At 41.4% G+C, this 14,214-nt stretch carries 14 protein-coding genes; all 14 read right to left on the bottom strand.

Annotated elements, in window-relative coordinates:
* Positions 1–6 precede the first annotated feature (6 nt).
* The 14 genes from A3GY_RS0101945 to pfkA all read right to left on the bottom strand — a co-directional run bounded on the left by A3GY_RS0101945 (position 7) and on the right by pfkA (position 14,141).
* Positions 7–846: an amino acid ABC transporter substrate-binding protein gene (locus A3GY_RS0101945; protein WP_018029714.1), complete on the bottom strand. Its 840-nt coding sequence runs from the start codon at positions 844–846 to the stop codon at positions 7–9.
* An 18-nt stretch (positions 847–864) separates the two neighbouring features.
* On the bottom strand, positions 865–1,494 hold the full coding sequence (locus A3GY_RS0101940) for an amino acid ABC transporter ATP-binding protein (protein ID WP_018029713.1): 630 nt from the start codon (positions 1,492–1,494) through the stop codon (positions 865–867).
* Between the two features lie 7 nt (positions 1,495–1,501).
* Entirely contained in the window at positions 1,502–2,143 is a 642-nt protein-coding gene (locus A3GY_RS0101935; protein WP_018029712.1) for an amino acid ABC transporter permease, read from the bottom strand.
* 112 nt (positions 2,144–2,255) lie between these two features.
* On the bottom strand, positions 2,256–2,588 hold the full coding sequence (locus A3GY_RS0101930) for a zinc ribbon domain-containing protein YjdM (RefSeq protein ID WP_018029711.1): 333 nt from the start codon (positions 2,586–2,588) through the stop codon (positions 2,256–2,258).
* A gap of 89 nt (positions 2,589–2,677) precedes the next feature.
* The gene (locus tag A3GY_RS0101925) at positions 2,678–3,826 is read right to left on the bottom strand and encodes a mannitol-1-phosphate 5-dehydrogenase (RefSeq protein ID WP_018029710.1); all 1,149 of its coding nucleotides are present in this window, start codon (positions 3,824–3,826) and stop codon (positions 2,678–2,680) included.
* Between the two features lie 19 nt (positions 3,827–3,845).
* Positions 3,846–4,283 (bottom strand): PTS mannitol transporter subunit IIA, encoded by a 438-nt coding sequence (locus tag A3GY_RS0101920; protein WP_018029709.1) that lies wholly within the window; start codon positions 4,281–4,283, stop codon positions 3,846–3,848.
* A 1-nt stretch (position 4,284) separates the two neighbouring features.
* Complete coding sequence (locus A3GY_RS0101915; RefSeq protein ID WP_026161877.1) at positions 4,285–6,237, bottom strand: BglG family transcription antiterminator; 1,953 nt, start codon at positions 6,235–6,237, stop codon at positions 4,285–4,287.
* Between the two features lie 26 nt (positions 6,238–6,263).
* The gene (locus A3GY_RS0101910) at positions 6,264–8,021 is read right to left on the bottom strand and encodes a PTS mannitol transporter subunit IIBC (protein WP_018029707.1); all 1,758 of its coding nucleotides are present in this window, start codon (positions 8,019–8,021) and stop codon (positions 6,264–6,266) included.
* Positions 8,022–8,307: 286 nt separating this feature from the next.
* Positions 8,308–10,122 carry a glutamine--fructose-6-phosphate transaminase (isomerizing) gene (gene glmS / locus A3GY_RS0101905; protein WP_018029706.1) on the bottom strand — a complete coding sequence of 605 codons (1,815 nt, stop codon included), beginning with the start codon at positions 10,120–10,122 and terminating at the stop codon, positions 8,308–8,310.
* A gap of 181 nt (positions 10,123–10,303) precedes the next feature.
* Positions 10,304–10,858 carry a signal peptidase I gene (lepB, locus tag A3GY_RS0101900; RefSeq protein ID WP_018029705.1) on the bottom strand — a complete coding sequence of 185 codons (555 nt, stop codon included), beginning with the start codon at positions 10,856–10,858 and terminating at the stop codon, positions 10,304–10,306.
* Positions 10,859–10,966: 108 nt separating this feature from the next.
* Complete coding sequence (locus A3GY_RS0101895) at positions 10,967–11,161, bottom strand: CsbD family protein (RefSeq protein ID WP_018029704.1); 195 nt, start codon at positions 11,159–11,161, stop codon at positions 10,967–10,969.
* Positions 11,162–11,203: 42 nt separating this feature from the next.
* The gene (locus A3GY_RS0101890; protein WP_018029703.1) at positions 11,204–11,449 is read right to left on the bottom strand and encodes a GlsB/YeaQ/YmgE family stress response membrane protein; all 246 of its coding nucleotides are present in this window, start codon (positions 11,447–11,449) and stop codon (positions 11,204–11,206) included.
* Positions 11,450–11,543: 94 nt separating this feature from the next.
* Positions 11,544–13,046 carry a pyruvate kinase gene (gene pyk, locus A3GY_RS0101885; protein ID WP_018029702.1) on the bottom strand — a complete coding sequence of 501 codons (1,503 nt, stop codon included), beginning with the start codon at positions 13,044–13,046 and terminating at the stop codon, positions 11,544–11,546.
* 78 nt (positions 13,047–13,124) lie between these two features.
* On the bottom strand, positions 13,125–14,141 hold the full coding sequence (pfkA, locus tag A3GY_RS0101880) for a 6-phosphofructokinase (RefSeq protein ID WP_018029701.1): 1,017 nt from the start codon (positions 14,139–14,141) through the stop codon (positions 13,125–13,127).
* Positions 14,142–14,214 lie beyond the last annotated feature (73 nt).

Here is a 14,214-nt window from a genome sequence, read left to right as displayed (position 1 = left end):
TTGGACTTATTTTGATTTAATCGCATCTGTCGCCACGTCAGTACCAAACCATTTATTGGAAATTTCCTGGAACTTGCCCGCGGTATAGAGCTTTTTAAAGGCTTGATTAATCTTCTTAACCAGTGTCTTATCAGATTTACGCGCTCCAACAGCAAAGTCTTCTCCTGCAAACTCACTTTTAATGATATGATACTGATCTAGACTTCCTTCTTGTTTGAGATAGTAATTCGCATAAACGCGGTCGATTAAGAGACCATCAATCCGGTCATTCTTCAAGTCGATAAGAGCTTGCGGGAAGGTTTCATACTGAGAAGCATCATTATCTTTAACAATATCTTTAAGAATTTCAGGATTGGCGGTAAAAGCATCGTAGCCAGATGAACCTGACTGAGCGCCTAAAACTTTACCTTTCATATCGGAAAAACTGGTAATTCCTGATGACTTTTTAGTTACCAAAACTTGCTCATTTTCCATATAGGCAGTGGTGAAAGCAACTTTTTGTGCTCTTTCGTCTGTTTTAGAATAGCCATTCCAAATCAGATCAATTTTACCATTTTTAAGTTCTGTTTCTTTGAGATCCCAGTTAATTGGCTGCCATTTGACCTTGATGCCGTATTCTGCAAAGACAGCATTGGCCAAATCAATATCAAAACCCACATTCTTTCCAGACTTATCCTTGAACCCCATAGGAACAAAGGTATTGTCAAAACCAATTGTAATGGATTTTTCTTTTTGGTAGGTCTTCCACTGATCGGAAGTTGTTGCGGTATCCTTCTTGCCACATGCAACCATGACTAGACCTGCTAGAAAGGCTAATAAACCAAGCAATAGTGTTTTCTTTTTCATTTTTTCTCCTAAACTGTTTTATTTGGGGTTGACTTTGATAATCTGGTCTGAAATGTTTTCAGCAAACTGCATATCGTGGGTCACCACAATCTGTGTGATACCTGTCTCTCGATTTTGCAAAATGAGTTTTTCAACTTCTTGGCGTAATTCTGGATCCAAGGCTGAGGTTGGCTCATCGTAACCGATGATTTTAGGATCAATCATCATGGCTCTAGCCAGAGCCACCCGCTGTTTCTGACCACCTGATAGAGAATAAGGATAAACATCGGCATGTTCCCCTAAACCAAGACGCTCTAAGAGGTTTTTAGCTTTCTTAAGAGCCTCTTCTTTACTCATGTTCATGGTTTTGACAGGCGACAGCGTCAGGTTATCCAGGACGCTCAGATGAGGAAAAAGCTGGAAATCCTGAAAAACAAATCCCAAGAGATTTTCTGTCTGCAAATGGTCTGCCGAAACTGCCTGACCATTATAGACGACCTGACCTGAGTCAATTTTTTCCAAGCCGGCTAACATACGTAGAAGCGTTGTTTTACCGCCTCCAGAAGGTCCTACTAGGGACAGTACCTTTCCCTCTGGAATAACCAAATTGAACTGATCAAAAATAACTTTCTGACCAAATTTTTTGGAAATATTGTTTAATTCTAACATGCTTCACCTACTTATAATAACTAAACTTCTTTTCAACCTGTTTGGAAAGGACAGTAACCAGGCCAATCAAAAGTAAATAAATACTTCCGGCAATAAACATCGGTGCCAGCGTTGCATCTCGGTTGGCGGCCGTCTTACTTGCCAACAAGAGATCACCCACACCAAGGACATAAACTAAAGAAGAATCCTTAACTAAATTGATGACTTCGTTAAACACACTAGGCAAGACAATCTTAACAACCTGAGGTAAGATGATGTAGCGAATCGTCTGTAATGGGCTGAATTTCAAAACCTTGGCAGCTTCGTACTGCCCCTTTGGAATAGCCTCAATCCCGCCACGAAAAATCTCAGCAAAATAGGCGGCATAGTTTAAAGTAAAAGCCAAAATAGCAGCCGGCATGCGATCAAAAGTCACCCCTACACTAGGCAGAACATAATAAATAAAAATTAGCTGCAATAAGAGCGGTGTCCCCCGCATCACCCAAATATAGAGGGTTAAAAACCATTGGAGAAGCTTGAAGCGGATTTGCATCAGAAAGGCTAAAACAGCTCCAAGGGGAATCGATAGCACAATAACAATAAAAAAGACCTGTAAGGTAACGACTGCACCGTCTAAAAGGCTGGGCAGTACTTCTAAAATGTAAGACATGAGTTCTCCTTAAAAAGAATGATACTATTATATCAAATTTTCAGAAGATTTTGTAGATTGTTTCAAATATTCATTGAAATCCATGCCACAAAAAAATCTGGCAGACCAGATTTTAAGATTTTTTAACAAACTCGGATTTAAGCTTCATAGCACCAAAGCCGTCAATTTTACAATCAATATTATGATCGCCTTCTACGAGACGGATATTTTTAACCCGCGTACCTTGCTTAATGTCCTTTGGGGCGCCTTTTACTTTTAAATCTTTGATGACGGTCACTGTATCACCATCAGCCAGACGTGTCCCATTGCTATCAAGGACAACTAGACCTTCTTCAGATTCCTCATCACTTGGCGACCACTCGTAGGCGCATTCAGGACAGACCAACAGAAGGCCATCTTCATAGACGTATTCCGACTGACATTTTGGACAATTTGGTAAAGACATGGTTTCTCCTTAATCGTTTTCTCCTTCTAGTTTACCCGAGTTTTGAAATTTTGACAAGTCAATAAAAAAGCTGGTAGATTGACCAGCTTTTAGGAAAGACTTTGGATACTTGCCACAATTTGTGTCATTAACTCCTGATCCTTAAGTCCAGTGACATCAGCAACAACATCTTTGACTTCTTTGTCTTGCAGCAGCTTTTGCAGAGTGACACTTTGTTCATCAGTCTCATCTTTATAGGCAAAGACGTAAGCGACTGTTCTTAAAAGATTGTCATAGGCTAGACCCCGATCTTTTAATTCACGGATGGGACGGATAAAGCGTTCATCAAAACCGAGTTTGCGGATTGGTGTTCTGGCAACCCGTGCCACATCATCCACAATATAAGGATTTTCAAAACGACTGATGATAATCTGATGATAATCTTCCAAGTCAGAAGCGGCAAAGCCCCACTTAGCAATCAAAAGCTGACGGATTTCAGACAGGACGCCTTCAACCTGTTCCTTGACCTCTTTATTCTCCAAAGCCTCTAATATGGTGGAGGCACCAAAGTATGCCCCAGTATAGGCCGTTGTGGCATGGCCTGAATTAACGGAGAAAAGCTTCCTTTCGATGAAAGGCTCTAAGTTGTCCTCATAGTGAACACCTGCCAAACGTAAGTCGGCATTCTTCATGCCGCTAGTCTCAACAACCCACTCAGAGAAAGGTTCCACGATAACAAAAAGCGGGTCTTCGTGCACCTGGGTTGGTACAATTCGGTCAACAGCAGCGTTAGGAAAGCCAATTTTTGCTTCTGCAAATGTTAGTGCTTCAGCGGATAGATATTTCTTAACTTCCTCATACAAGAAGGCGGAACCGCCAATCATATTTTCACAAGCAATCACATCAAGAGGTGTCTGATTACCTTCCTGATAACGCTTTTCAATCCCCTTAGCAACTAATTCTGCAATAAAGGGCAAAATATTGGGACCTATAGCCGTGGTCACTAAATCTGCCTTAGAGACTGCTTCGATGACGGCTTCTGGGTCTTTTTGATTATTGATTCCTGAAACATCGGTTACTTGAAGATGGGGCTTGTCATCTTCGGCAATTTCAATCTCATAGGCATGACGATCATTAAGCGCATCAATAATACGGTCGTTGACATCAACAAAGGCAATAGCAAAATCATTATCAGATAAAATCTGACCGATAAAACCTCTTCCGATATTGCCGGCGCCAAAGTGAACTGCATTTTTCATAAGACACTATCCCTTTCTATTAATCAACTGAGCTCAAGAGCTTAACAATATCGTCACTTGTCTGAGCATCCGCTAATTTTACCACATTATCAACATCAGCACAGAAAATCGAAATATTTTGAATGATTTGCAAGTGTTCATCTCCGATACCAGCGATACCAAAAAGAACAGTGGCAACCTGTGGGTTTTCTTCTGTTCCAAAATTTACCCCATCTGGTACCTGTACGACTGTAATCCCCGATTTCAGAACATTCTTTTTAGCGGCGTCTGTTCCATGCGGAATCGCAATAAAGTTTCCCATATAAACAGACAACTCCTTATCGCGCTGAATCATGGCATCGACATAAGCCGGTTCCACATAGCCTCCTTCAACAAGAAGATTGCCACAAAAGCGGATTGCTTCTTCTTTATTGGCAAAAGATTGGTTCAGTTTAATTAATTCTTTTTGAAATTCCATCTTAATTCTCCAATTTCTTAATTCTTTCTGTAAAAATTTTATTGAGTAACTGATAAATAATCTCTCGATTACCTGTTCTATAAATTTCCGTATAAAGGTGATTTTCAATTAAGGACTGACTAATGGCTGTCATCAGGTCTCGAATTTCGGAAGACTCATCAATCTTGGTCAGCATGACCAAAATACGCTTGGTGACTTCCTCTTCTTTGGTCATAGAGAGTGCCTTAACAGGCTGTTTTAAGTTATAAATTCCAAAAAATGATTGCCTCACCTTACTAGACTGCGTATGCAAAAGCGCCAGATTGGTTTCTGGAATGGCAAAAGGACTCCGTTCGAAACGATTAAGCAGCTTGTCTGACAGATAGGTTTGATCCGATATCACTGGAATCTTTTCCATAATTTCCCTGACAGTTGCTTCGAAAGTTGCTGAATTAGCCACATCTTCTAAAATGAATTGCTGTAAGAGTGTCTGACTGGCTGCCAGATAATCCTGCCGATTGAGACCGGAAAGAACAGCAGTTTCTTCTTTCAATATAATACTTTGATTGGCCTGAATGTCCTGCAAGTACTCCTGAAGGGATAGAATTTCCTTGGCATCTGGATAAATCGAAACAAGATAAGCAACGTCTCCCTGCAGAGGTTTTGTTGATAAAACCGTGTGGTAGTACTGCCTGTCCTCTTCTTTAAATTGTAACAGAGGCTTAAAATCAATCTTTTCCACAAAAGGGGCGACACTTTTAATTCGGCTGAGGAGCAATTCACGCGCCAAAGGCCGCTCATCAGTCAACAGTAAAATCCTTATCGGATAAATATCCGGACTGCGACGAAGACTGGACGCAAAGTGCAGGGTCAACAGCTCATATTCTGCTTCACTATTGAGATAGTTGGGAAACATATCCTGTACTAAAAGACTGACAACAGTATGCAGATATTCGTTTTTATGAGCCGCCAAGTAGGTAATATGCCGCTTTGACGATGTATTAAATATAACCGGAACTGCCAGACTAAGTCGGATATGGTGAAAGAGAAACTTGAAAAGAACAGGATCCTTTCTGAAATCAATCTTGGTATAACGTGACACCTTATCAATCAGATTAGAAATTCGGTAGAAAAATTCCCCGTCAAAGCTCTCGTTATAAAGTGGCGATTCCTGACGCTTGATCAACAGCTCGTCCAAAACACTCGCAAAAAATAAGATTTCTTGAATGTTATAAAATTCAGCCGTTTCTTTCGAAAAACGAGCAAAGACTTTTTTTGAAAAATCTAGGGCTAAACGGCTGACCTTTGAACTTTTTTCCTCGATTTCTCCCCAAGAAGACAAGGCCAGAAGAATAATGAAAAATTCTGTCATTTTTGCATCTAATTCCGGCAGGTCATCCTGATAGTCCTGAAAAATGGTCTGAGCCAAAGTCAGTTTTTCAAGATTTAACTCTTGAAAATAGCCATAGTCCTGATTCCAAAAGTCAGAAATCGATACATTATTGCTCATCAAAATAGCTAAAAAACGTCTTGTTTGTGCATTCTTTTGCACAATAGAATAGCCATTGGTACGTTGAAGAAACAGGTCAAAATCAGCTAAGCGTTTTTCGATTTCAGCTATATCCTGAATAATAGTGACATTGCTGACTCCAAACTCCTGCTGAAGTTCTTCATTGGTGACAGCTTGCTGACTAATGATCAGCCGATAAGTGATTAAATTCAGGCGCTGGCTGGAATCAAAGGAGGCCTGACTGAAAAAGTCCTTAATCCCTTCGACTTCCCCGCTCAGATAATACTTGGTTTTGTCTTTAAGAATACTGACATTAACCGTATTTAGGCTGTCGGTTAACTCAGAAATCGTTCGGTAGACTGTCCTTTGGGAAACTTTTAAAATATCTGAAATCTGATTAAGTGAAAGCTTTCCATAGGTCTGGAAAGCTTTTAGCAATTGTTCTTCTCTCTTGGTTAATAGCATAAGCTTATTATACTACTTTTCTAAGCTTACTTGTTCATTCTAGCTACTAATTTATCATATTCAGGTGTTGTTACCAGACTGTCCACAATAAGCACCTGCGCATGTGGCGCTGCAGCCTGAACTGCGGATTGATTAGCAATCGTTGAAACAATAAGTACATTTTTCATGTTGAAATCAGTCAACTCTTGATAAGCTGCGGTTGATACCGGAATACCAATCTGCTTATTTTTAAAGATAGCCTTTAAGGTTTCCTGCCCCATTGTTGCCGATCCCTTAGATTGGCCATGAGCAAAGACAACAGCATCAACATCATTTAAATCAATCTCGGTCGCAATCGGCTCCGCTGAATCACCTGTAATAGCTGACTGTGGTGCTTTATTGGTCAAAAGACTGACAATTTCGTCATATTTTGGTGTTGCTAGGAAGTTGTCTACTGCAACATGCGCTGCGCTAGGTGTTTTTTGAGCTGCACGCGCTGCCAGTTCTTCTTGGGTCACAATAAGTGTTTTTGGGGTATCTTGAAGATTAGAAATCGCTTGATTGGTTACAGGAATGGCAAGACCTGCTTTCTTTACCTTATCCCGCAAAATACTTGCGCCCATGGCAGAGCTTCCCATACCAGCATCACAGGCAAAGATAATCTTCTCAACTGTATCAGTTGAAATCTCTTCCGTAATCGGTGCTGAAATGGATTGACCTTTAGATTGTGCCTTAGCAGCCTGAGTCGCTGCTTGTGCTTCCTCCAAAGACTCTCCTTCAGACTTATCAGCTTTTAAGACCACAGCAGAAACCAGGAAGGAGACTGCTGCTGCAGCAAATACACCAGCAAGAACCGCAAGGTGACTGCCGCCTTTTGGCACCATACTCAAGATAGCGATAATTGAGCCTGGCGAAGCCGGCCCTCCAAGTCCTGAACCGAGAAGCTGATTGGTAAAGGTCCCTGTCACACCACCCGCAATAACTGCTAGGAAAAGAGCGGGTTTCATCATAACATAAGGGAAGTAGATTTCATGAATTCCCCCAAAGAAGTGGATAATCATCGCACCCCAAGAGGAGGATTTTGCTGATCCCTTGCCAAAGAATGCAAAGGCAAGTAAGACCCCTAAACCAGGTCCAGGGTTAGCTTCCAGAAGGAAGAGGATGGATTTTCCTGTTTCTGCAACCTGTTCAGCTCCCAGAGGAGTAAAAATACCATGATTAAGCGCATTGTTCAGGAAGAGAATCTTAGCTGGCTCAATCAGAATATTTGCCAGAGGCAAGAGTTTGAGATCAACGATGGTCTGTACACCATCACCAATCGCGTTGGTCAGCGTTGACACGACTGGTCCGACAATCTTAAAGGCGATTAACAAGAGTGCAAAACCAATTAACCCAGCTGAAAAATTATTAACCAGCATTTCAAATCCAGGACGGATTTTCTCTTGGAATTTTTGGTCAAATTTCTTAATACACCATGCGCCAAGAGGACCCATAGCCATAGCTCCGATAAACATTGGTACAGAAGAACCAGCGATAGCTCCGAACGTCGCAATAGCACCAACTACCGCCCCTCGCTGATTATATACCGCATAACCACCTGTATACCCAATTAAGACCGGTAACAGATAAGTCAGCATCGGACCTACTGCCGTTGCAAATTCCTTATTAGGCAGCCAACCAGTCTCAATAAAGAGTGCTGTCAAGACCCCCCAGGCAATAAATGCCCCGATATTGGGCATAATCATATTTGAAAGAGCGGTACCAAGTTTTTGAACCTTAACTTTCAATGACGATTTTTGTTCCATAAGAACCCTCCTTTTTATTACAATTTAAGGATAACACTTTTGCCCTTTCGAGAGAACTCAAACTTTGGCAGAAAATTTTTGACAAAAAAGAGCGGAACAAAAATCAATCGTCATAAAATAGTGATGTCGATGTTCTGATCCCATCTTGGCACAGTTTATTAGGGTATGTGCTATCGCTTGTTCAGCAAGGGATACGGACCTCTGGCTTATACCGCATCAAGATTTGATACCCTATAAGCAGAATAAATGAAAAGCATTTGAGACAAAATTCTCAAATGCTTTTCATTTATTCAACGGTTACTGCCTTGGCTAAATTACGCGGTTTATCCACATCAAGTCCCCGTTGCAGCGAAGCATAGTAAGCAATCAGTTGTGTCGGAATAACCATTGAAATGCTGGAGAGGTACGGATGTACCTGATTGACAACAATATCGTCATCCTCTTTATGCAATCCTTCTTCAACAACTGTCAAAACGTTGGCGCCGCGAGCGGCAACTTCTTGGATATTTCCCCGTGTATGGGCAGCCACCACTTCGCTGGATGAAATCAAGGCTAAAACAGGTGTATCATCCTCAATCAAAGAAATGGTTCCATGTTTCAATTCGCCTGCAGCGAAGCCTTCGCATTGAATATACGAAATTTCTTTCAACTTCAGGGAAGCTTCCATCGCCACATAATAATCATTACCGCGACCAATGTAGAAAGCATTGCGAGTCGTTGCCAGAAGCTTTTCAACCTTATCGGCAATCAGGTCTTTTTCCGTCAAAGTTGCTTCAATAGATTGGGCAACGAGTGACAATTCATGCACCAAGTCAAAATCAAGAGCTTCTTTTTTGCCATTGGCTTCTCCCACCGCTTTAGAAAGGAAGGCAAGGGCAGCAATTTGAGCAGTATAAGCTTTTGTAGAAGCTACCGCAATTTCAGGCCCTGCATGAAGCAACATGGTATAGCTGGCTTCACGAGATAGGGTGGAGCCTGGTACATTGGTAATGGTCAGACTCGGAATCCCCATGGCATTGGCTTTTACCAAGACTTGACGGCTATCAGCTGTTTCACCAGACTGACTCAGTAGAATAAACATTGGTTTCTTACTGAGAAGTGGCATGTTGTAGCCCCACTCAGATGCGATTCCCAGTTCAACCGGCGTATCTGTCAGGGTTTCAATCATAGATTTTGAAGCAAAACCAGCATTGTAAGATGTCCCAGCAGCTAAAATATAGATACGGTCAGCTTCTTGAACGGATTTGATAATAGCTGGGTCTACCGTCATCTGACCTTGCTCATCCGCATAGGTCGAAATCAACTTACGCATCACGGTTGGCTGCTCATCGATTTCCTTAAGCATATAGAAAGGATAGGTCCCCTTACCAATATCAGATAAGTCTAGTTCAGCCGTATAGCTGTCTCTTTCTATTGGATGACCATCATAGTCTGAAACTAAGGCCTGATCCTTGGTTAAGATGACCAACTCTTTGTCATGAATCTCCATAAATTGGCTGGTTTCTCGAATCATGGCCATGGCATCTGAGCAGACCATATTATAACCTTCTCCAAGACCAATTAAAAGCGGTGACTTATTTTTCGCAACATAGATGGTCTCCGGATCTTGCGAATCAATCAATGCAAAAGCATAAGATCCCTCAATAATATGCAGGGCTTTTTTGAAAGCCTCCAAAACAGAGAGACCGTCTTCAACGAATTGACCGACCAAGTGTACTGCAATCTCAGTGTCTGTCTGTCCTTTCAAGTCATGACCAGCTAAAAAATCTTCCTTAATCTGTAAATAATTTTCAATCACCCCGTTATGCACCAAGATAAAGCGTCCTGTTGCTGAAGTATGCGGGTGCGCATTTTCTTCAGTCGCTTGACCATGGGTAGCCCAACGGGTATGACCAATACCTGTAGCCCCTGCAACATCAATTCCAATTTTAGAGCGTAAATCTGCAATGCGGCCAACAGACTTAATTAAACGGCTATTGTCGGGATTATCAATCACGTAGATACCTGCAGAGTCATAACCACGGTATTCCAGTTTTTCAAGCCCCTGCATTAAAATATCAGTTGCATTGCGATTTCCAACGACGCCTACAATTCCACACATAAGTCTTTTGTGATAAGGATGACCTTATCACTTCCTCCTATTGATTTTTAATAATTGGTATAGTCATCTTTGACAATAAAAATCCAACAAAAACAGTATATAACTTTATTTTTGGAAAGTCAACAAGAAAATTGGTATAGTCATCTTTTAAGGATCAAACAAAAAAACAGAAGCAGCCCAGCTACTCTGTTTTAATAAAGCCAAAATCCTTCAATGGTAAGAGTTTAAAAGAAACAACTCCTCTAATCTGCGATTTTTTAATAAGACCAAACGTTCGACTGTCTTTGGTATTTTGACGATTGTCATTTAAAATCAGATAATAATCTTCTGGAATCTGGCTGTACTTATCCTTAGTGATGGTTTGAATGGTAAAATCACTGGTAAAAGACATCTGATGATCCGCTGCCGCATAGGCATCTTTCAGGCTACTGAGATAAGACTGATCCTCCACAGTATTGTTCAGATAAAAGATATCATCCATGTACGTGACGCTGTCCCTCTCCTTACCGATTACCCGACCCAGATAAGACTTACTTCCCACCTTATAGACTACAAAATCTTTATAGTTGGGATCTTCATTTTTATTAAGAACAACTAGATCGCCTGCTTTTAAATAAGCATTGGCATCATTCTCCGTTACAGAGTAACTCGAAAAAACAAAAAAATGTAAGCATAAAAGCACGGCTAGGGCTATCACCCCTAGTAAAATATTGCGAATAAAATCTCGTTTAAGCATATTATCTCCTCAAATCTGCTACAACTAGTATAACAAAATTATAAGAATAACAAAAGCGAGAATCACCTAATTCAAAAAACCTAAGCATCTGCTTAGGTCAATTAAGTATTAGTTATCCTTTGAGGACTTCTTAAAGCCCTCCACAGCACCTTCGACAGCAGCCTTAGCATCCTCAACTGTTTCCTTGGCTTTAGCAAGCGTTTTTTCAACAGCACCTTCGGTTTCTGTCTTCTTATCACCTGTTAATTTACCAGCAAACTCTTTGAGACCTCCCTTGGCCTTTTCCAATTTTGCATCTGACATAAGCGCCTCTTTTCTATTTTTATAAGGGATTAGATGATACCTCTAATCTCTGCCACCTACAAAGAAGGAGACAACAGCAACTACAATTACCGCTCCCAGTATTGAAGGGATCAGAGGCATACCAGCAAGACTTGGTCCCCAAGCTCCAAACAGAGCTTTACCTACTGATGCACCAATTAAACCTGCAATAATATTTGCGATACAGCCCATTGACTGCCCGCGATTCGTAACCGCACCAGCAATGGCACCGATGATAGCACCGACAATTAATGTCCAAAGCCATCCCATAAGAACACCTCCTATCTATATGTCCATTTTATCAGCAAGACGGACAAAAGTAAACGAAAAGAGCCGAGATTGCTCTCTGACTCTTTTATCAGTCTTATTTAACAGTGCGCACACGCATTGTATTCGTTCCGCCAGAACCAACAGGCACACCAGCGACGATGACAATATTATCACCTGATTCAACCAGACCTGACTTAAGTGCTGCTTTTTCAGCAATTTCAAACATATCGTCAGTAGAAGCTGGTTTTTCAGTCAAGATTGGAATAACACCCCAGTTAATCATCAACGCTTTTTCAATTTTTTCATCAAAGGTCAAAGCCAAGATATCTGCATCTGGACGGTATTTCGAAATCAAGCGTGCTGTGTTACCAGATTCAGTAATCGTAACAATCAGCTTGATATCCATAGATCTTGTTGCATCTTTCACCGCAGAAGCCACAACTTCTGTTTTGTTAGAGCGGGCAAATGTGTCTGAGTTTAGACGACCATATTCGTTAAGAAGCGTTTGAGCATTCTTATCAATTGTTGCCATGGTACGGACAGATTCAATAGGGTATTTACCGTTTGCTGATTCACCAGAAAGCATGGTTGCATCAGTACCGTCAATAACTGCATTGAAGACATCAGATACTTCAGAACGAGTTGCACGTGGCTTGTCAGTCATGGTCTCCAACATATTGGTAGCTGTGATAACAGCTTTACCTGCTGCATTAACCTTAGTAATGATCATTTTTTGGTAAACTGGAACCATTTCAAACGGTACTTCAATCCCCATATCTCCACGGGCAATCATGATACCATCAGCCGCTTCAATGATTTCATCAATATTGTCAATACCTTGTTGGTTTTCAATTTTAGCAAAAAGTTGAACATGTTCATTGCCAGTTTCTTTACAGATTTGGCGAACTTCGTTCACATCTTTTGCAGTACGTACAAATGAGATTGCAATGAAGTTAAGACCTTGTTCCAAACCAAAACGAATATCCGCATTATCACGTTCAGCCAGTGCTGGGAAAGGAATTTTCGTATTAGGGATATTAACACCTTTTTGCTTAGCGATAATACCATCGTTTTCAACTGTCACTTCAAATTCACGACTTGCAATGTCTTTTCCAGTAACAGTAAGACCCAATTTCCCATCATCAATAAGAATCGTTTGACCAACTGCAACATCATCATAGATGTCAAGACCGCCTGCAACATTCAACGCAATAACATCTTTTGTAGACTCAACACCTTGTTTTGTAGCAACACGGAGTTTGTCGCCTGTTTTATAGGCATATTCTTTAGCACCATCAGCGAACAATTCTGTACGCATTTCAGGTCCTTTGGTATCAAGAAGGAAACCAACTTTTTGACGCGCCAATTCCTCGGCACGGCGAACAGTCGCCATACGCTCACCTTGCTCAGCATGATCTCCATGTGAGAAGTTAAAGCGGAAGACATTGGCACCTTCAGTAATCAATTCAGCAATCTTAGCAGCTGAAGCCTCAACATCAAGAGGCTCACCCCAGTAACCATCATCACCAAATTTTTTACCACCGCGGATTTCTACCGCTGGACCTAAAGTTGCAACAATTTTGACACGTTTATTCATTTTTTTATGAAACTCCCTTAAATTATATCTGTCGTTATTAACGACTAAGTAACCGAATGATACTAATAGTAAATCACTTTAAATATGTGCTAAATCACGATTCAAGGCTGCGAAATCAAGACGCGCTTTGTGTGGATTGTTGACCACAATCTTACCGTCTTCTGTCAGACTGAACAAGGCTCCTTCTTCGGCTGTTCCAAGAATTGGATGCTCCACTAAGGACTCGTTGTGAACACCCACAGCTAAACCGCCTTTTCCTTCTTTGAGAAGTTCAACGGCATGTGCTCCCATCCATGAAGCGAGAACACGGTCACGAGGAGTTGGAGCACCACCACGCAGGATATGCCCTAGGTTGGTCACCCGGAGGTCACTGTCATCTCCAGCAGCCTTCATTTCAGCGGCAAAGGCTTCGCCATGCATAACACCTTCGGCAAGAACAATCAAATGGTGATTTTTCCCTTTTCGAGTGTAACCCTTTTTCACCTTGGCAACCACTTCGTTAATGTCATATGGCTCTTCAGGAACAATAATTTGATCAGCGCCAGCAGCAATACCAGACCAAAGGGCAATATCACCAGCATTGCGTCCCATAACCTCAACAACAAACGTACGGCCGTGACTGAAAGAAGTATCGCGGATTTTATCCAGCGCATCGACGGCTGTGTTCACAGCTGTATCAAAACCGATGGTATAATCTGTACCGACAATATCGTTGTCAATGGTTCCCGGAAGTCCAATAGCAGGGAAGCCGTGTTCGGTTAAGCGCATAGCTCCATGATAAGACCCATCACCACCGATAACGACTACTCCTTCGATACCATGTTTTTTGAGTTGCTCAATCCCTTTTAATTGACCTTCAAGCTGGGCAAACTCTGGGTAACGAGCTGATTGGAGGAAGGTTCCTCCATGCGAAAGAATATTTGAAACACCGTTGGCATCAAGTGGGAAAATATCCCCTTCAACCATACCGGCATAGCCCCGGTTAATACCGAAAACTTCCATTCCTTCAGAAATTGCTTTACGAACAACTGCACGAATAGCAGCATTCATCCCAGGTGCGTCACCGCCACTGGTTAAGACAGCAATACGTTTCATTATGATTGGTACTCCTTTTATTAGTTTAACGTGACTATTATAGCATATTTCAAAGCAAATAAGGTTATTTTCA

Origin of the sequence: Streptococcus ferus DSM 20646 (assembly GCF_000372425.1) — a bacterium.
GTDB classification, from domain to species: Bacteria; Bacillota; Bacilli; order Lactobacillales; family Streptococcaceae; genus Streptococcus; species Streptococcus ferus.
The sequence above is the reverse complement of the archived record's forward strand: the minus strand, read 5'-3'. Positions and strand labels throughout refer to the sequence as shown.